This window comes from Thalassospira sp. MCCC 1A01148 (assembly GCF_001613795.1).
Lineage (GTDB): Bacteria > Pseudomonadota > Alphaproteobacteria > Rhodospirillales > Thalassospiraceae > Thalassospira.
Genome location: NZ_LPVZ01000020.1, coordinates 623824 through 642675, shown reverse-complemented (window position 1 = coordinate 642675; position 18852 = coordinate 623824). Strand labels below are relative to the sequence as shown.

At 50.1% G+C, this 18852-nt stretch carries 22 protein-coding genes; 18 read left to right on the top strand and 4 right to left on the bottom strand.

The features are described from left to right. Positions 1-159 precede the first annotated feature (159 nt). The 5 genes from AUQ43_RS12550 (at position 160) to AUQ43_RS12530 (ending at position 3333) form a co-directional block, all read left to right on the top strand. The gene (locus tag AUQ43_RS12550; protein ID WP_062956598.1) at positions 160-1083 is read left to right on the top strand and encodes a hypothetical protein; all 924 of its coding nucleotides are present in this window, start codon (positions 160-162) and stop codon (positions 1081-1083) included. Between the two features lie 49 nt (positions 1084-1132). Then, entirely contained in the window at positions 1133-1387 is a 255-nt protein-coding gene (locus AUQ43_RS12545; protein WP_062956597.1) for a hypothetical protein, read from the top strand. A gap of 98 nt (positions 1388-1485) precedes the next feature. Then, positions 1486-1824, top strand: coding sequence for a hypothetical protein (locus tag AUQ43_RS12540; RefSeq protein ID WP_062956596.1), 339 nt, complete (start codon positions 1486-1488; stop codon positions 1822-1824). Between the two features lie 1003 nt (positions 1825-2827). After that, complete coding sequence (locus AUQ43_RS12535) at positions 2828-3082, top strand: type II toxin-antitoxin system Phd/YefM family antitoxin (protein ID WP_114129782.1); 255 nt, start codon at positions 2828-2830, stop codon at positions 3080-3082. After that, positions 3079-3333, top strand: coding sequence for a Txe/YoeB family addiction module toxin (locus AUQ43_RS12530; protein WP_062956595.1), 255 nt, complete (start codon positions 3079-3081; stop codon positions 3331-3333). Before AUQ43_RS12535 ends, AUQ43_RS12530 begins: the two co-directional genes overlap by 4 nt. Positions 3334-3416: 83 nt before the next feature. Here the strand turns inward: AUQ43_RS12530 and AUQ43_RS12525 are convergent, their stop codons facing one another. Then, the gene (locus AUQ43_RS12525; protein ID WP_147250428.1) at positions 3417-3719 is read right to left on the bottom strand and encodes a hypothetical protein; all 303 of its coding nucleotides are present in this window, start codon (positions 3717-3719) and stop codon (positions 3417-3419) included. Positions 3720-4481: 762 nt separating this feature from the next. Here AUQ43_RS12525 and AUQ43_RS12520 point away from each other — a divergent pair. Further along, the gene (locus tag AUQ43_RS12520; RefSeq protein WP_062956593.1) at positions 4482-4892 is read left to right on the top strand and encodes an MbcA/ParS/Xre antitoxin family protein; all 411 of its coding nucleotides are present in this window, start codon (positions 4482-4484) and stop codon (positions 4890-4892) included. A 636-nt stretch (positions 4893-5528) separates the two neighbouring features. Here the strand turns inward: AUQ43_RS12520 and AUQ43_RS12510 are convergent. Next, positions 5529-5960: a helix-turn-helix domain-containing protein gene (locus AUQ43_RS12510; protein ID WP_062957282.1), complete on the bottom strand. Its 432-nt coding sequence runs from the start codon at positions 5958-5960 to the stop codon at positions 5529-5531. 350 nt (positions 5961-6310) lie between these two features. Between AUQ43_RS12510 and AUQ43_RS12505 the strand changes: the two genes are divergently transcribed. The 9 genes from AUQ43_RS12505 (at position 6311) to AUQ43_RS20690 (ending at position 13272) form a co-directional block, all read left to right on the top strand. Next, positions 6311-6739, top strand: a complete 429-nt coding sequence (locus AUQ43_RS12505) for a disulfide bond formation protein B (RefSeq protein WP_062956591.1) — start codon at positions 6311-6313, stop codon at positions 6737-6739. Next, positions 6736-7383 carry a thioredoxin domain-containing protein gene (locus AUQ43_RS12500; protein ID WP_062956590.1) on the top strand — a complete coding sequence of 216 codons (648 nt, stop codon included), beginning with the start codon at positions 6736-6738 and terminating at the stop codon, positions 7381-7383. Before AUQ43_RS12505 ends, AUQ43_RS12500 begins: the two co-directional genes overlap by 4 nt. Continuing rightward, positions 7380-7982, top strand: a complete 603-nt coding sequence (locus tag AUQ43_RS12495; RefSeq protein WP_062956589.1) for an SCO family protein — start codon at positions 7380-7382, stop codon at positions 7980-7982. Before AUQ43_RS12500 ends, AUQ43_RS12495 begins: the two co-directional genes overlap by 4 nt. Positions 7983-7990: 8 nt before the next feature. Next, the gene (locus tag AUQ43_RS12490) at positions 7991-8458 is read left to right on the top strand and encodes a copper chaperone PCu(A)C (RefSeq protein ID WP_062957281.1); all 468 of its coding nucleotides are present in this window, start codon (positions 7991-7993) and stop codon (positions 8456-8458) included. After that, positions 8455-9804, top strand: coding sequence for a M23 family metallopeptidase (locus AUQ43_RS12485; RefSeq protein WP_062956588.1), 1350 nt, complete (start codon positions 8455-8457; stop codon positions 9802-9804). Before AUQ43_RS12490 ends, AUQ43_RS12485 begins: the two co-directional genes overlap by 4 nt. A 4-nt stretch (positions 9805-9808) precedes the next feature. Continuing rightward, complete coding sequence (lspA, locus tag AUQ43_RS12480) at positions 9809-10327, top strand: signal peptidase II (protein WP_158586145.1); 519 nt, start codon at positions 9809-9811, stop codon at positions 10325-10327. Between the two features lie 97 nt (positions 10328-10424). Next, a complete protein-coding gene (locus AUQ43_RS12475) occupies positions 10425-10988 on the top strand; it encodes an SCO family protein (RefSeq protein ID WP_231959657.1) in 564 nt (187 codons plus the stop codon). 349 nt (positions 10989-11337) lie between these two features. Beyond that, positions 11338-12093, top strand: coding sequence for a ZIP family metal transporter (locus AUQ43_RS12470; RefSeq protein ID WP_197482553.1), 756 nt, complete (start codon positions 11338-11340; stop codon positions 12091-12093). A gap of 421 nt (positions 12094-12514) precedes the next feature. Further along, a protein-coding gene (locus tag AUQ43_RS20690) for an IS5 family transposase (RefSeq protein ID WP_369813471.1) occupies positions 12515-13272 on the top strand; the annotation gives its coding sequence in 2 pieces (ribosomal slippage) (positions 12515-12851 and positions 12851-13272; 759 coding nt in all). A 229-nt stretch (positions 13273-13501) separates the two neighbouring features. On the opposite strand, the gene AUQ43_RS12455 is transcribed toward AUQ43_RS20690, so the two are convergent. Further along, positions 13502-14710 (bottom strand): ZIP family metal transporter, encoded by a 1209-nt coding sequence (locus AUQ43_RS12455; RefSeq protein ID WP_062956583.1) that lies wholly within the window; start codon positions 14708-14710, stop codon positions 13502-13504. Further along, complete coding sequence (locus AUQ43_RS12450) at positions 14707-15846, bottom strand: multicopper oxidase domain-containing protein (RefSeq protein ID WP_114129784.1); 1140 nt, start codon at positions 15844-15846, stop codon at positions 14707-14709. The genes AUQ43_RS12455 and AUQ43_RS12450 overlap by 4 nt, the downstream gene beginning before the upstream one ends. Before the next feature lie 179 nt (positions 15847-16025). Here AUQ43_RS12450 and mntR point away from each other — a divergent pair, with 179 nt between their 5' ends. The 3 genes from mntR to AUQ43_RS12430 all read left to right on the top strand — a co-directional run bounded on the left by mntR (position 16026) and on the right by AUQ43_RS12430 (position 18841). Then, positions 16026-16481, top strand: coding sequence for a manganese-binding transcriptional regulator MntR (gene mntR / locus AUQ43_RS12445; RefSeq protein WP_062956581.1), 456 nt, complete (start codon positions 16026-16028; stop codon positions 16479-16481). Between the two features lie 915 nt (positions 16482-17396). Next, positions 17397-18338, top strand: a complete 942-nt coding sequence (locus AUQ43_RS12435) for a hypothetical protein (RefSeq protein ID WP_197482552.1) — start codon at positions 17397-17399, stop codon at positions 18336-18338. A gap of 14 nt (positions 18339-18352) precedes the next feature. Continuing rightward, a complete protein-coding gene (locus AUQ43_RS12430) occupies positions 18353-18841 on the top strand; it encodes a DUF411 domain-containing protein (RefSeq protein ID WP_196871077.1) in 489 nt (162 codons plus the stop codon). Positions 18842-18852: the final 11 nt, after the last annotated feature.

Sequence of the window (18852 nt, the reverse complement as noted above, 5' to 3'; positions counted from 1 at the left end):
TTGACACGGGGGCAAAATCCAGAGCGCTTTCGTAAAGTAAAGCAGGCTCTTCTGCACATCACATTGATGCTGAGTGAAGCAGTTCGGCACCGTTGTGAAATACTTGAAATGTCGGTCCAGCAAATTCCAATCAACAGTTCCAAATAAGGGACAAAACAAATGACAAGCCGAGATGACAATGATGAAGCACCGAATGGCGGTGTTTTAAATTTACCAAGTGCGGCAAACGAAAAGAAGAATGAGGAGCCAAGCATAGATTATCCGATGAGTGACGAGCTGAAGAATGCAGCACAACATGCTGCAACAATCGCTAGGTTGAAATTCCAGGGTTTAGAACGGCTGTTGGTGCCGGAAGCTAAATCTGAAACGGCTACGGTTTCCTTCATTGAACATAACAACAAGACGTATGCTGTGACGGCTCGGCATGTAATTCAGACGTTCAACAATTTGGCGACGCAGGATGGTCGTCAGTTTGAGGGCTACTCATGCATTCAAAGCCCTGGCGTCGCCATTCTAGGTCCATTCATAACTCCACCAGCACAGTATCCGCACCCTGTACCTGACATCGCAATTTGCCCCGTCGACAACAGACTTCCAGCCCATATTGGGAAGGCTGCATTCGAAGTAAGATCACAAGATGATGCGAGTTGGCCTATCTCACATGCCTTGGCGATAGGCTTTCCTACTGTCGAAAAGCATGACTTTAAGGATCAAGATGGTAGGCAAAGATTGGCACTGCCATGCGTCTATGCCGTAGCTGAAGGCCTTCAATCATCGGGGAGCAGTGACCAAGCACAGTTTCATAGTGAGCTTTCGGAACTCCCCACCGTTGTTAGCCTTAGCGGTATGAGTGGTGGACCGGTTTTTTGGAGTGATGGCTCGAAGTACGGGCTAATTGGTTTCATTAAGGAAGCGCTCGACGTCACACCTAAGGAAGGTGTGGAAACATTCTATGACGAGCCAAAAGTCAATTTCATCTGCCAGAGAGTAGATCATGGCGTCATCGAAAGATGGCTGCAGTACGTTGACGAGAACTGGCAGATAGAGCGGGACAAGATCAATCTTGCGATCCGCAATCTCTGAGCAGCTCGATATGAAATGGCTTTCCAAATAAGGGAGTATAGGGAACAACATGAGTGCGACAAACCTTGGACTGTTGATTATGGCCGCGGCAGCTGTGCTGCTCTTTGCTCTGATTATATTGGCCAAACGGGCACTTGGAAAAGGAGCAGAGACTGTTCCACGTTATCCGTCGTTAAATGATGTGTCTGCGAAGCCGCCGCGACAAGATAGCATTGAGAAAGGTCAAATGGATTTCTCTAGCATTGACCTGGTGGATATCCATAAACAGAGCAATATCCAGCGAAATCCGATGGATCCGATGTAAAAGAGTACGGGTTGTCACGTTGGATGTTGATCGAGACGGGAAAGCGCAAAACCGTTCAGGAAGATCAGCGAACAGATTCCAAATAAGGGAGAAGTAATATGGCAGATCCCCTTACCACAGCTCAGTTAATGGAACTGAGTTCTGACATTCTTGCCGAAATAGATAGATTACCCTCAGAGATTCGTTCAGAGCGACTAGCTTTCGAAATCCAAGGGATTATGAGTGTTCAAAATGATATTTTCACGAGTGAATTATTGTCCCAGCTAAATACTCTTAGTCGCACGGTGGGGAACGCATCTGAGCAAGATTATGATGAGATGATGTATCGCTCATTTGGGATAATAGATGCAGCTGACCACCTGCAGAATCTTATTTGCAGTGATCAATGGTCAAAACAAATTGGATTGTCACCGCGCCTCACGAAGAGGGCACCTTGATCCAGCGTATTTTTAGATAGAAATCGCTTTAGGGTGTTTAGCGTGAATCAGATGAAGGTTGTACTAAGCATTCCAACTAAGGGATGGATACATAGCAAAGTAGTCAGAACGACAAAAACCCGCCTCTTGCGAAGCGGGCTTGCCTATTCTCTAATATCTGCCGGGGGAGGCTTACGCCAAACGTTACCGGCAGCATCTGACAGATACGTAGGGGTTAATGACGGCATTGTCAATAGCGCACATAGCGGCGCTCTATAAAACACTGTCCGCTAGCAGGATGGGAACGTTTGATGACGCAGTAGTGCATACCACATGCAGTGCGCTTGATCTATATGCTTGGAATGCCAACGTTTCCGCAGCATTGCTCGCACCTTTGCATATCTGTGAGGTGTCTCTTCGAAATGCTGTATCTGAAGCACTTGAGGTCATGTACGGTCAAAATTGGCCGTGGGACGGCGCTTTCCGTCGAAGCCTCCCCAATCCATCTGGTAGAGGTGTCTACAGCCCACGACGAGATATAGAAAACACATCCGCTCGATATCAAACAACAGGCAAAGTAATCCCGGAGCTAAAGTTTGTATTTTGGGAGACAATGCTGACAGGCAGACACGACGGTCGTATCTGGAACTCACAGCTGCATTCAATCTTCCCAAACCTACCAACCTTTCCTGCTCGAACCAGACAAAAGGAGATCAAGCTCGGAAGGTTGTACTTGCATGATCGAATAGAAAACATACGAAGTTTACGAAACCGAATAGCGCACCATGAACCCATTTTCTCGCGAGATTTGCTGGAAGATATGCGTTCAATTGAAGCAATCACGCGAGCGAGATGTAATGTAACCTGTGACTGGATGCTTCAAACAGAGCTAGCAACCATCACTATCTTGGAACGACCGATTTAATCATTCCAAATAAGGGACGAATTTCCTTCCAAACAATTTATTGCACAATTGTACTGAATATTGTACAAGCAAGGCAAGCTACTTAACAGGAGATGTATTGTGCAAGTTGTGCCCTATAGTCGCGCCAGACAGTCGTTTGCGGATTTAATGAAGACAGTCAACACAGATCACACCCCTTTCCATGTCACGCAGAAATCAGGTGATGACGTAGTTATAATCAGCAAGGCGGATTACGATTCCATGCAGGAAACTATGTATCTGCTTTCAAGTCCCGCGAACGCCTATCGTCTCAATCGGTCAATTGCCGAACTCGAAACAGGGAACGGCATTGAGCGACCGCTAGCCGAAGAATGAAGCTGGTCTGGAGCGAAGACGCTTGGCAGGACTATATCTACTGGCAAAACACCGACAAGAAGATGGTCAAGCGGATCAACGAACTCATCAAAGAGATTAAACGAACGCCCTACAAAGGAACCGGAAAGCCGGAACCTTTGCGTCACAACTGGTCGGGATATTGGTCACGGCGGATCAGTCAAGCGGATCGACTGGTTTATAAGCACACGGACGACGCAATTTTTATCGCCCAAGCCCGTTACCATTACTAACCAAGCCATTCCAAATAAGGGACGAAGTCCAAATAAGGGAGATCAACGCATTAACAGTGTGCTTGATCTGGGGGCGCTATCATTTACCGGGTTCCCTGAGTGAATTTTACAGACAGGAAATCTCGGAACCGTGGCAGGCCTGGCACCCAGTTTCGACGTAAAGCCTCTGCGGTCTCCACCAATTCATCCGGATTGATGTCAAAATAATTCTGCGATGCCACTAGTAGACGATCGGCTTCGTTGGGAAACTTTGATCTGAGGATCATGCTGGCCACACGGAAGGCATTGGCTTCCATTGGCGACGAAGGGGAGGCGCGCGAAGCGGTACCCAGTCCAACCTTTGCGCATCGCTCTAATAATTGTTCTTCGCGATCTCGTTCGTCCATTTTTATCTGACCGTCGGTGTTTTGTTATCTTCAACACATCGCGCACAAGGGGGTAGTCGCCAAGTTGTGGTGTCTCTCTATAAGTTGTGGTGTCTCTCTATCTCTAGTGCACCCAATTGGGCTTTTGACACATCCCATACTTCTCAATAGTAGCATCTTTAGCGAGAGTTCGGGCTTTGGTCATGGTGTTGTGTTCGGTTGACTAAAGCCAGTGTATCCGTCTCACATGCGACAAAAGATGGCATTCAATATACGACGGCAACACCAATGACTTAACGTCTCTGGCAGACTTGATGTGACTTAGTGAGAATAGTTGATCCGGGAGTTGGTAGATTGATGAAAAGATGGAGAGGAACTGTGTAGGAATTGTGTAGGAATTGTGTAGCAGTTGTATAGGAATTGTATAGTTAATCGACACCAATTGGAGAGGAATTCGACACCAATTGGAGATGGGATATTCAATTGCTATACAACTGCTACACAAGTTTCTCCGCATACTAACACCCCGATTAGGTTTGTCGCACTAACATAGAGAGAAGGGTAATTTGGGGCGCTGTTTTCAGGCATAAAAGTGCGACAAAGGTTTTTGTTAGGTAATATCAACCAGAAGAATACGGCCCAAAAACAAGGACACAATTCAGGTGTAACAAACAGAGTGTTTCAATATGCCATTGTGGCGTTGGTTCGTTCGGGCGCAGAGGGGCCAGTCAGGTGGTAGAAGTTTTCCAAGTATGAAGCACTTATTTTAGCTGGAGAGAAGAAGTGGAATTTGACCCGCTTGATAACGTTGATGCCTGTTTGGGGCAGGCTAGGTTCACTGAAGCAGAAGCCGCAGCACTTGCAAGGGCGACAGTAAATCTGTTCGCTCACTGGTGCATCTCAGATGCTGAGGCGCGCACTATTCTTGGCGGGATATCGGAAAAAGGGTGGGACCTTCTGAAGGGCGGTGATACGAGCGAAATCGAGCAGGATACCCAGATGCGGATGGCTGTTTTGATGGGTATCCATGCAGGGTTACGTCATTTGTTTGTCGATGCGGCTCGCGGGTATGCTTGGGTCAAGAAGCCCAACGCCAGCTTCGATGGAGAGAGTGCCCTGAATGTTATGAAACGTGGGGGATTGGAAGGTCTGCTTGCCGTCCGGGAGTACCTCAATGCTGAGTGCGGCGTTTGAGCATGTCTTGGCTCAGCGTTTACGCCGGAGCACGACAATCTTCGCAGATATGGCCTCCTTTAACCTCCATTTTGTTGGTTCGAGCATCTCCGAGATGCAGAAACCAACAAAATGGAAGAATATTTGAGACTTGTAATGTGTTGATTTTCCTATTTTCTGCTGCTGCGATATCTCGAAGCACTGGGCCCAGAAATGACACACGGCCCGAAAATTGCCCTGGTCTTCGATATTTAACCATCCGTTGAGTGGCGCCCTCATTTTATTAGGGGGCATCGCCGACTTTGGTGCTGGCGATGCACGGCTACATGTAGAGGATTGCACTTATCGGCGGCCAAACTCGCACTCATCGCGCATTTCTGGTTCAGATTAAGTGATTTTATCACGTGTGCCAAAGCCACTTTATCTGCGAACGAGATCAGATTAATAACCGCCAGATCGAAATCATCGCCGTGAAATCACATTATGTGCCACTGACGATTAGACCGGAAAACGCTCCTATTACTGACACCTAACCTCGCTAATGAAAACGAATGTCATATCACACCAATCAATAAGGGAATAGCTGCAGAACTTCTTACAGCCTGTATCAATCAATAGCGACATCGCAAAGAGTGATTTTGCAAGGAATTGTCATGGTCAAACTTTAGGTATGTCATGATTCTTGGCTTCGCACAGAGTATGATCGCCAAGCGTCTCTATCACTCGGCAATTTGCAATCCGCCCTCCTTTGCATTGCTCCACCATACGCTCAAGCTCGCGTCGAAGCGCCTGAAGTCGTTTTAGACGCCGATCAACATCCTCCAACTGTTTTTTTGCTATCGCATCCGCTGCCTCGCACGAGTATTCGGGATTGTCAGCAAGGCTTATCAAATCCCGAATGGTTTGCAATGGGAAGCCAAGCTCTCGCGCATGACGAATGAAACTAAGCCGTCTGATTGCTTCTTCGTCATACAGTCGTTGATTGCCTCCGGATCGGGATGGAGATGGCAAAAGGCCAATCTGCTCGTAATACCGAATTGTTTGCACCTTGCAACCGACGGCTTCAGCCGCGCGGCCGATTGTGAGCAAGTTCATCATTCTTATTTTCTCCTTGAACCTATAGCTACTAGAGATAGTACCTTTCGTGAGAATTGGGAATGTATCAAAGAGTTTTGAGACAATCATATCTGCCAGCTGCGATGATAACGAACCAAAATTCTAGGGTGCGTCAGAAGGTTTCCGCGACGCTATTGGAAATGTTGCCGTTTTGTTAGCAGCCAGCGGCGTCTTTGTTACAGGCACCGCATGGCCGGACTTGGTCGTCGCTGGCGTAACGACCAGGATTTTCCTTTGGTCAGCGTTGCAGATTATTACGCAGGCAGTTCGCGAAAGCCGATATTCCGTTGAAACTGATTCTGCCGACTAGGACAAATGATCAGATGCCTACCGTGCAAACACAAAAAAACGCTCTCTATATGGCTTGGTTAGTCGCGCTTGTATCTACTCTTGTCGCGCTATTCCTTGGCGAGATCATGGGACGGACACCGTGTGTTCTGTGCTGGTACCAGCGCATCGCAATGTTTCCCCTCACCATTATACTAGGTATTGCTGCCTACCTGTCTGACAACGCAGTTCGCCGTTATGCATTGCCGATAGCAGTGATTGGAGGCCTTGTAGCTCTGTGGCACAGTCTTTTGTTTTTGGGAATTATACCTGAGACGGTGCAACCCTGTTCACGAGGAGGACCGTCCTGTACCGGAAATGAGCAGACCTTGTTCGGAGCTTTGCCGTTACCGTTTCTTTCGGTCGCTGCCTTTGCCGCAATTATTCTTTTGCTCACCATTCCATTCAGAAAGGCCTCGACATGAACCGCCGAACCTTTGTAGCAGGTACTGCCGTCGTCGCTCTTGGTGCTTTTGCCGTCGGCGCGATGTTTTATCAACCTGTCAGTGACAACCTGTCGCCCCCTTTACCTTCGGACGCAAACAGCGCGCCACTTGTGCGACCGCACGCTCCTATGCTGGGCCCTGATGACGCGCCAGTTACCATTGTCGAATTTTTTGACCCTGCCTGCGAAGCGTGCCGGGCATTTTATCCCGTCGTCAAGGAAATCATGTCGACGTATCCTGACAAGGTGCGCCTGATACTTCGATATGCGGCGTTTCACCCAACATCGGAGGAAGCCGTTCGTATTCTTGAAGCCGCTCGGTTGCAGGGTAAATTTGAACCGGTTCTTGAACGCCTCATGGAAACTCAACCTCGATGGGCGCCCCATGGAAGACCTGCGGATAGCGCGTGGACAGTTCTGGATGGCACAGGTCTTGATATCCCAAAAGCAAAATCGGATGCGAAAATGCCCGATATTGTGGGAACGATGAACATGGATGCGATGGATGTCAGCGCAGTCGGCGTGAACAAGACGCCAACATTCTTCGTGAACGGGAAGCCGCTGACAGAGTTCGGTGCTCAACAACTGAATGATTTGGTCAAGGCAGAGGTGGAAAAAAATTGAAAACTGTACGCCTTACCCTTTGGGGAGCTGTCGTCGTTGCATCGGCAGCCTTTCTCTGGCTGTACACATCGCAGGGTAGCAATCAACGTTTTGTGAGTGAGTTATCGCAAAACACGGACACACTTCGTCCGGAATTTTCGCTAACCGATCACCAGGGAAATGCCGTCACGGAGCAAACTTATCGTGGCAAATGGCTTCTGGTTTTTTTCGGGTTTACCAACTGCCCGGATATCTGTCCGACGACACTTGGTGAACTTGCACAATTGATGGACCTGCTTGGCCCGGACGCCCAAAAGACCCAACCGTTGTTTATTTCAATTGATCCTGAACGAGACCGGGTAGAAACAATGGCAGAATACGTCTCTGCTTTTCATCCGTCCATCGTGGGGTTAACCGGGACCGAGACTGAAGTCACGGCGACGGCTAAATCTTTCAAGGCTTTTTTCGAGAAGCTGCCACAGGAAACTGCTCCGGATGGCTACACCATGGGTCACACTTCCGCAGTATATTTGATTTCGCCAGAAGGTGTATTTGTCCGTACTTACAGCTACGGAACGTCTCCGGAAAAAATTGCAGCAGACGTCCAACAGAGATTATGAGGTTCACTATGTCTCGAGTTTTATTCAACACTCTTTCGTCATTGTTATTCCTTCTGTTTGCATTTCCGGCGACTGCTGAGTCTGTTAGGGGTGGAGATCTGGTTGTTGAAGCACCTTGGGCCCGCGCTTCTATTGGTACATCTCGCCCATCAGCTGCTTATATCACGATCAGAAACGAAGGATCATCAGCCGACGTATTGACCGGCATTGAAACCGAAATTTCCAGCATGCCGGAAGTTCATGAGATAAAGACCAATGATAACGTTTCCACAATGTCGCCAGCTGGTCCGGTGGAAATACCCGCGAAGGATGCTGTTAAACTGGCTCCTGGAGGGTTGCATATAATGCTCATTGGGTTGCAAAGAGCGTTGGTAGAAGGTGAACGGTTTCCAATGACCTTGATTTTCGAGAAGGCAGGCCGGGTAAACGTGTCGGTTCCAATCTACAGTCTGGGTGCTTCAGGGCCTGAGGAATGATGCCTACTCAAGTATATGGTCTAACCGGTTTTGGAGTTATGGGGATCACGGCAATCATAATGCTTTTGGAGTGGCCTTTTTCCCGAAACCCGGACATCAAAGAACAGAATGTGTCGGCATCCGCCGCAGCGTTCCTTGATACTGATCATGCCCAGCGGGAAGATACAAGTCCAGAACAGACATCCATCCGGCAAGAGGCGACCAAAATGACCATACCTCTGGTTCTGGCCCCCGGGGATACGCTGCTGGGCGTGCTGACCGAAGCCGGCATTCCCACTAGCGAAGCATATGCGGCTATAAACAGGCTGAAGGGATTGATTGACCTCCGTACGCTAAAGGTGGGGCAAAGACTGGATTTGATTGTCAGTATAGTCTCCGAAAAAGCGAAAGAACGCCGCCTCGAAAATTTGACTCTGCTACCCGAGACAGATCGTCTGATTTTTGTCCAGCGCACCAGTTCCAATAGTTTTGATGCACAAACCCAACAAATCAAACATTCCGCCAGATTGATATCTGTTTCAGGCGTGGTGGATACCAGTCTTTACGAAGCAGTACGCAAACAAGAAGTACCACAGTCTATTCTGTTGCAATTATATGATGTTATGGGGCTGGCCGTCGATTTTCAACGCGATATTCGCGAAGGTGATCGCTTCGCGCTGGGCTATGAAAGATTTGATGATGGCGATTATGAGCAAGCTCATCCCGGGAAGCTAAGTTACGTCTCTGTTACCCTCGCCGACCGTAAACTGAGCTACTTCCGATATAAAACCAGAGAAGGCTTTACCGGCTTCTTCGATGCTAAAGGTAACAGCGTTCAAACGAACCTGATAAAGACCCCGGTTGATGGTGGACAACTTTCATCGCTGTTTGGCCAGCGAGAACATCCTGTGCTCGGTTACACACGGATGCACAAAGGTCTAGACTTTGCTGCCCCGCGGGGGACGCCGGTGCTCGCAGCAGGAGATGGTATTGTTACCCAGCTGAAACGCAAAGGAAGTTTTGGGAAATATATCAGTATCCGGCATGATAACAGATACTCCACAGCTTACGCTCATCTCAGCAAGTACAAGGACAACGTTGAGCAGGGGCGCCGTGTTCGGCAAGGCGAAGTCATAGGATATGTCGGCGCAACCGGCCTGGTCAGCGGTCCTAACTTGCACTACGAGGTTATGCAAGACGGTAAGCAGGTAAATCCGATGACCGTTGAGCTATCCTCACGACAGATACTGACAGATGACGAGCTTGCACGGTTCCGGCGGACCGCTAAACGATTGTTGCAGGATCTGAAAATCAAAGCTCCGAAAAATACAGCACAGGATGAGTCCTATATCCTGGAAGAGGGATGAGGCAATGGATAAGAACCGCAAATATCCGTTGCAGTTGCCTGTATTCGTCTTTTCCTTGGCGGGAGCCGCCTTTTTATCGGTAGTGGATCTGACGATAAAGTGGGCCGTAGAGACGATCATCATGGATCCGCCGCACCGTATTCCTCTCCTGCCCTTCTTCGATCTCGTCCTCGTCTTCAACCGAGGTGTCAGTTTCGGTCTTCTTGATGACCTTGGTCGTTGGGGCCCCATCGTTCTATCTGGCCTGGCGATTGGAATCGTCGGTGTCCTGATTATTTGGCTCTGGCGGGCGCAACGGATGAACGAGATCATCGGCATCACTTTGATCATTGGCGGCGCCATAGGGAATCTCATAGACCGTCTCTATGACGATGCAGTGACAGACTTTCTTAATCTTTACGTTGGTCAATACCATTGGCCCGTTTTCAATAGCGCAGATGTTTTCATTACGATCGGGGCATTGTGCTTGCTCTTACCCGACCTTGGAAAAAGAACGGATGTTGCACGTAAAAACTCCAGTTAGGCTGGAAAACAGAACCCATTTTAACGCCATATTAGAGGAGTAAACGATGCCTGTCTCAAGGCGTAAGATGGTTTGGACTGCTGCTGGAGCGGTCAGCATGCTCGTAGCAACTTTGCTGACGGGATGGTGGCGGGTGGATGGACCAGCTGCCCCTCAGCGTCAAACACGCATCAGCGCTTTGCCTCTTCCCTTTTCTGAGATGGATTTTCAACTGACAGACCATTCCGGCAGGAAAGTCGGCCCGGAAGATTGGATCGGTAGCCCCACACTCGTGTTTTTCGGGTTCACATATTGCCCCGATATTTGCCCGACGACCTTATCCGACATAACTCGCTGGCTCGAACAACTCGGAGAGGATGCCTCGCGGTTGCATGCGGTTTTCATCACGGTCGATCCTCAACGAGATACCGTTCAGGCAATGGCCGAATATGTTCGTAATTTCCATCCCTCCATCAAAGGTTATACCGGTCCTCTTGATGAAATCGATAAAGCGGCAAGGGCTTTTCGGGCCAAATACGAACGAGTTCCAACAGAAAACGGCTATACGATGAATCATACCGCAGGTGTTTTCGTCTATGACGCCGATGGAATTTTCGCTGGCGTTATCGATTTTCACGAGTCAAGGGACATAGCCGTTCCCAAAATCAGACAGGTACTGTGACTGTGACGAAGTGATATGGACGCCCGAACGGTTTGCCAGAAAGAACCGTTTCCAGATCAGAAGAATAGCAACGCCCTAACCATTATCAATGTCTCCGGCAGTCACTCCAATTTAGAGTCTGATTTCGCGGAGATGATAGCGATCTGGCAGCAACTGTCTTATCTCATTTGCTGATGGTATGAGTTTGGCTTTGGCAATGAAAATCGATGTGAGCCGGACAAATGGATAAGGTTGTGTTTCGCTATCTATCGTTACAATCCTTAACATCCAAGTCAGACCGGAACAACAACGAGTAGCGAAAGATTGCGGTTTCAAATTGGCGCTCCCAGGAATTAATAAAGGGAGAAGGATGATGGATAGTATCTGGCTGGTCCTCGGTCTAGCGCTATTTCCCGCCTTGGGGAACTTTAGTGGTGGTCTTGCCGCGGAGGTATCTCGAGTCACAGGACGCCATCTCAACTACGCTCTTCATGGGGCCGCTGGCCTTGTAATTGCTGTAGTGGCTGTTGAAATCATGCCACGTGCACTAGATAACCTTTCAGGCTGGGTAATAGCCGTTGCTTTTGCATTGGGTGGTATCGCCTACACAGGTATCGAGAAGTTCGTGGAGTCTCTCTACACGCGACGAGGCAAGCAGGAAGACAACAGTCAGACAAGTGTCTGGATGATCTATATCGCAGTGTCCATTGACCTGTTCAGTGATGGTCTTCTGATCGGAGCAGGGTCGGCAGTCTCGCCGTCGGTTGCAATAGTTCTTGCGACAGGACAAGTCCTCGCGGACGTTCCTGAAGGGTTCGCGACGATCGCCAACATGAAAGACAAAGGGATTTCCCGCAGCAAACGCCTGTTGATCTCTGCCTCCTTTGCAATTCCTGTACTCTCGGCGACCGTCTTCGCTTACTTCGTGCTCAGGAACCAATCAGAAGCGCTTAAACTAGCGGCATTGACGTTCACGGCAGGCCTTCTCACGATCGCTGCCATCGAGGACATGATATCCGAGGCTCACGGAAGCGGAGAAGATACCCACATCTCACCTTTGGCCTTCATCGGCGGCTTTGTCCTGTTCGTTCTGGTATCGGAGGGGTTGGGAAGCGTAATGCCATGAAGCCAATGGCCTCATCTCTAACACAGCGACTGTCGGAACAGTCAAATGAAAAGCATTCCCCAGCTTACGCTTCAGCAAACGGCATCCTAACTACAAATGTTGTCATATACCAAAAAAGATGACGCCCGTGTTCAAAGCTAATTGCCCGAAAACTCGCAAAACCTTGCCAAGGCACTTGTGGAGCAAGTCGATGCGGCAGGCAGGTTTACCGATATGATCTTCAATGACGTATAATCTGATCTTCCGCAGATGATTGCGGTTTGGGGCAAGTAACCTGAACAAGAAACTGCCCCACCTATTCTGTCTACTTTAATAGCGGCGGCTCTGACAGATTCTTCACCCGTCAGTGTAGGGCTTGTTGAGTATTGGGATTCACAAATCGGTTCGAATGTGATTCAAGCTTCCTTTTGAGGAGGTTTTGATGAATGAAGATCGGTTTGTGATCACGGATCGAATATGGGTGTTGATGGAACCACATTGCTTGGACAAGCCGACTGATCCCGGGCGTACCGGCGGTGATTGTCGACTTTTTATGGAAGCGGTTTTGTGGGTTGCGCGCACGGATAGCCCATGGCGGGATTTACCAGAATGCTTTGGTAAGTGGAACACGGTGTTCAAGCGATTTCGCGAATGGGTCAAGCGCGATGTATTCTATCGTATGTTCAATGCCTTAAGCGGTGTACCGGACATTGAATACGCGATGATCGATGCCACAATCGTCAAGGTTCATCGTCATGGTCAAGGCTCAAAAGGGGGACTCAAAGCCAGGCTGTAGGCAAATCTAAAGGGGGCTGGACGACGAAAACCCTGGCGCTCACCGATGCGCTTGGCAATCTCGTTCGTTTTGAGCTTCTGCCCGGCAATCGCTACGACACAATTGGCGTTGAACCTCTGATCCACGGCATCGACTTCGGCGGCTTGCTGGCCGACAAGGCGTTCGACTGCAACTGGATTATAGATGAACTCAATGAACGCGGTGCCATGATTTGCATATCACAGCGCCCGCAGCGCCTCGAACCCGTGGAAATCGACCTTGAAGTGTACAAATGGCGGCATCCGATCGAAAACTTCTTTTGCAAACTCAAAGAGTTCAAACGCATCGCCATGCGGAGCGACAAGACAGATGATAGCTTCTGCGCCATGATCTATGCTGTCGCTGCCATTATCAATGGACGGTGATACTCAACAAGCCCTAGTTTTTTTCCATGTATATTTTTTACGTCTGCCAATGGCCGGGACTTTTGTCATCTGTGCAATAGCAGTCGTTATGGAAGCATTCGGCGACTTGTCATCAAAGATGATTGTGATTGCCGGGCATGCAATCGTCAATCTACTGCCTTTAAATGCTCTATCATGTGTTCGAGCCACGTCTGAATGCATGAAGGCGCTGTATTCGACAGTGAAAGGTTTAGATTTTCACCAGCATTGCCGTTGCGTACATGAAGGCAACGCCAAAAATCAATCCGCTCAACACTGAAGGCGAATAAAGCGCTGCACTGCCGCGTCCGTTGCTTCTGGCCAGATAGGAACCGACCTCGATGATAACCTGCAAGATGGCACCCGCTCCGATGGACAGGGCGAGGGCCGACCATTGCGGTGCCGCTGCCAGACTTCCGATCCACAAACCAATGATTGCAGGTCCTCCTGCAAGAAGGGTAAGAGCCGGGAAAGTGATTAACGACGGTCGCTTTTTGAGAATGGGAGCCGCAATTCCAATGCCCTCCGTGATGTTATGGATGGCAAAACCCAAGATCAGGAACGTACCAAGCCCGGCCGAGCCAGCCGCAAAGGCGGCACCGATAGCCAAACCTTCTCCCAGATTATGCAACCCGATCCCGAGAGCAATAAATGTGGCGAGAGCCAAACCCGTCGGCGCACCATGTCGTCGACCAACAGCCATAAGTATGAGAAAGCTTGCCGCCGAGGCGAAGACAACCATGATCTGCCCTTGGAAGATGGCAGCAGACTGACTGGCGAGTTCGAACGCTTCTCCTGCAGCGTCGATCATGAGGTAAGCAAGCAGGCCAACAGTCATGGCGAGCAGGAAGTTCATGCCCGGCTGGCCGACGCCGCGCAAGGCGGGATAGAACAGGAGGCCAATAGATACCGGCACGATACCGACGAAGACGCCAAGAAGGGTTTGGAAGAGCAACGTGCCATTACTCTGGGTTGGCGACGTCACCGCCACTGGGATCTCATGCTCGAATGTTGCCCCTGTATTCGTAATTGTCTTGATCACATGCGCTTCTCCCTGAACCCAGGGATATGGCACATGAATCCATGCGCTCTGCCCCCGGCTCAAGGGTCCCGGAGGAGTCTGCTCGAATTGCCAATACGCATCATCCACAAGTACCTGAGCAATCATCATCGGATCAGAACCACTGGCGCGAACTCGAGTGGCAATGCCGTCCGAGGACAGAATTGTCCGCTCGAAGGTTAAATTCTCTACTGGTGGTACACCGTTGTCAAAACTGCCTAAAAGATCGCTCGTAACGAGCCATGCAATAGCGGCGGCAAGTGCTGCAAGTGGCAGGACCAGCCAGATCAGAGCCAGCTTGTTGCGAGGTGAAGCATCCCGAGCATCGATGTTTGGGGCTAAAGGGTCCGTGTCACTCATGCTCTGGCCTCCTGAACATCAAAAAAGCTCATCCAGCCCAGTTCGGCGAACTCGGACTGGTGCGCATGAAACATGTAGAGCCCAGGCTCGTGATTCTCGAACGAGAACTCGATAATGCCTCGCTGCCCCTGACACTGCATGACGGTATCAATCGTCAGTTGTGTCGGCGTTAGTGTGGTGCCGTGATCGAAATAGTTGAAGAAGTTCGCATGCAGGTGAAACGAGTTGATCGGATCGAATTCGACGAGATTGGCAAGGTAAATGCGGACCGGTCTGTCGCGTCTCACAGGGATAGGTCGCTTCATGTAGGCATGTGCAACAGTATTGACCGCGTAGACCTCGTTCTCGTCGTCAAAGTTGGTGTCGAAGGCATTCATTACCATTGCGAATTCCTGCCACTGATTGTTCTCCTTTGTCCCTAGCAGTCTGGATCTGGCGATATCAGTATTTTCGGGATGTCGTCCCGGGTCAGGATCAATGATAAAGAGCCCGTAAAGCCCCTTATGGATGTGCCGTTTTAGGGGGAGTGCGTGGCAGTGATAGAGGTGGCAGCCGAACGGTTCGGCATCGAATTCATAGATAAACTCTTCTCCTGGGCCAACCACTCCGGCCCCGGGCACACCGTCCATGCGAGCCGAATGAATCCCGTGGAAGTGGATCGAGTGCGGGTGAGAGCCATAGTTGCGGAAGATGACTCTGAGTCGCTCGCCTTCAGTTGCTCGCAATGCCGGACCTGGTACCCGGCCATTATATGTCCATGCGGGGAACATGACACCGGGAGCAATTTCGATCTCCTTGTCGATGGCATCAATTTCGAAAGTACGCAGACGCCGTCCATCAGGTAGCTGCGAGATCGTTCCTGTATCCCAATCGGTAAGAAGTTTTGAGGTGTCGAAGCCATTGCGCACCTCGTCGACATCTCCAACGGTCATCATCGTTCCATGGTTAGTAGCATGGCCCGGCATTTCCGACATATTTCCGCTACCCAATCTGTCGCCATCATGGTTCTTCGTGCCCTGTGATGTGTCCGATTGGCCAAGCGTCTCCCGAGCAGCCAAGGTCGCCCCCGCAGTTGCGATGATGCCAGCTCCGAGGAACCTCCGACGGTTAAGAACTACTGGTAGCCATCGACGCATGAGAGTTTCCTTAATACAGGGGTTTCAATCAATAAAAGCACTTACTCTATAATATAGCAATAGCTATGTTAAAACAGATCACCACGTCAGTTCCTGTTAAATCAGACAACAGTTTGCTGTATTGCAATAAGGTATAGCTTTAGCTATACCTTATTGCTGATAACTACCAAGGAAATCGCATGCTTACCGATCAGACAGAAGAAGCGCCTTCGAGTGCCCTTGTTGATGAAAACGTACAAGTAGAGAGTTTTCGGCAAACGCGGAATAGTCGCCGAAATGAATTGGTTGAGGACTATGTCGAACTGATTGCCGACCTGATAACTGATGGCGGAGAAGCTCGTCAGGTCGATATTGTTCGCAGGCTCGGCGTTGCGCAACCTACCGTTGCCAAAATGCTCAAGCGCCTCGCTTCTGACGGATATATCAAACAGAGACCCTACCGTGGTATCTTCCTGACAGCCCAAGGCCGCAAGCTCGCCCGACAAAGCCGGGAGCGCCATCAGATTGTCGAAAGTTTTCTTTGTGCCCTTGGTATTAGTGCGGAGACGGCTCGAATTGACGCTGAAGGTATGGAACACTATGCTAGCGAAGAAACCCTTCTGGTTTTTAGGGATTATCTGGCCAATCGGAAATAAACGGCCTTAACAACAAAGGAAGGCACTTATTGCTTCCGAACCACGAACCTGCCAATGATGAGTAGACACAATGAGTTGTTCCTCTATCTGCCAGCGTAGTTTGCGGGCAATCTGTCGATAAATGTAGTGCGGTCATTTCCTCTTGAAGGTCGGGCAGCCCACTGACTTTCCCATCTGGACTATGCGCAGAGACATGTTCTTGATTGACAGAGGAATGTTCACGGGAATTTATTATCGACAGATATTCATTCTTGGGATAAGACTATAAGTATGCTAGCTTGTATCAGGCTTCTGACCATACTTTTGATCGCTGCTTTTGCCGTCGGGACAAGTCTCCAGACGGTCAACGCTGCTGTTATGGATGTCGGGATGCCGATGGCGGACATGGCAATGGACAATTGCCAGAATTGTTCTGGCAGCGGCGACATCATGCCGGACTGCGATATTGCGTGCCCTCAGGTATCAACTATCGCAATTTCGCCTGTACAAGTTGCAATACCTGCACTCGCCTCAGTCGAGCATTTCGGGCCGACAGGCAGCCTTACCGGCCGCTCAAACTCTCCCGATCCATTCCCTCCCAGAACCAACACTCTGAACTGATATCTCCTTAATCCGTTTTGGTTTGAGGATATCAGTGTCATGGGGCATCACCGCGATTTCTCATGACGTGCTGCTTCGTGCCCGCAATTTTTATTGCGGGCTTGAGAGCTTCTTCAGACAGGGTCGGAAATCATGTTTTCCGATCTACGAGGCCCAAAAGCACGGCTTCACTCAATGGACAGGCGGCAATCCGCCCCTGCCTTGAGCGCCCCGTTTTTACGGGAGCCCGACCCCTGAAGATCAAACCTTATAGGATCATTGTGAGCAGGTTCCGTATCACGGTCTGATAGCTCCAACTCCTTGAGAAACAGGCATATGAAGAGAAACACCATAGTGGGTGGCGCCGTTTCCAGACGTGTGCTGCTTCGCGGTCTCATGGCGGGTGCCGGCCTCTACCTGTTGCCAGCCACGGCCTTTGCCGCGATTAGCAAAAGCACAAGCAGTGCAATCGTTTTTGACGGCAATTCGCTGATTGTTGCGCGCGGTACCTCGCTTCTTTATCGCAATGGGAGCCAAAACTGGACAGCGCTGCCGAAGGTGTCGGAAGGCACCATTCTCACTTTTACAACACATCCGGAAAGGCCGGGCCGCATTGTTGGCGGTCTGGATACCGGCGGGATTGTTCTGTCTGTCGATGGCGGGAAAAGTTGGGACGTGCGCGGGCAAGGACTGCCAGAAGCTGCCGTCACTGCCATCACAACGGCGGTGACAAACCCAGATACCATATATGCCGCCATTCGCGGTGACGGCTTATGGCAGAGCGATGATGCTGGTCAGTCATGGGTGTTTGTCATGGACCGGCCATGGTTAGCGAATGCCGAGCGAGATCTGACAGCACTGTCTTCAGTCGATCTGGCAACCGGAATGGGTGGGATCTGGCTATATGCCGGAACCGATACCGGTGTAACGCGTGTGCCGGATTGTTTCTGCCGTTGGCAGGATGTTCAGCCGGGCGATGCCATGGATGCTCTTGCGTCCGGAAAGCAGGCAACTCCCAAAGTACCCTTACCTGAGGGTGAACCTGTGAGTGCGCTGGTCAGTGCGGTATCGCGACCGGCCACACTTTATGCCGGATTGCCATCCGGAATTTGGCAATCGCACGATGCGGGTGTCACCTGGTTAAAGCGTTCAGAAGTTATCGCAACAGCACTCGCGGTTCATCCGCTACGCGCTGATGATCTCGTAATTGTGAATAACGACGGGGTTTTACAAAGCCCAGACGGTGGCAGGACGTGGACCGCCATTGCGAACATATGATGATGGAGAAACAGATGAGAAAATTAGTGATTGTGACAGGTGTTGCGATTCTGGCTGTTGCCGGAAGTGCTGCATTTACAATGTTTGCTCCGGGAAAAGGAGAGGCGCAAACGAACGTGACAGTAGCTGGTGAGAGAAGCAAATCGATCACAATCTATCGGGATCCGAACTGCGGATGCTGTGATGCCTATGGCGAATATCTTGAGACCAATGGATATCAGGTTACCCGTGTCGATGATCGCGATTTCGACAAGCGATCCGTTGCCGCCGGTGTCCCGGAGCAAGGGCTGGGCTGCCATTTGGCCGAGATTGACGGATATGTCGTAAGCGGGCTGGTTCCCGCCGAGATCATTGAACGGATGCTTGATGAACGCCCGGATATAACGGGTATCACGCTGCCCGGCATGCCACCAAATGCGCCGGGCATGGCACGTGAAAAAACCGGGACGCTGAAAACCTATGCGTTCGGAGAGGACGGCATTGCCGTTTACGCCAATGAATGAGTGTTTTGGAC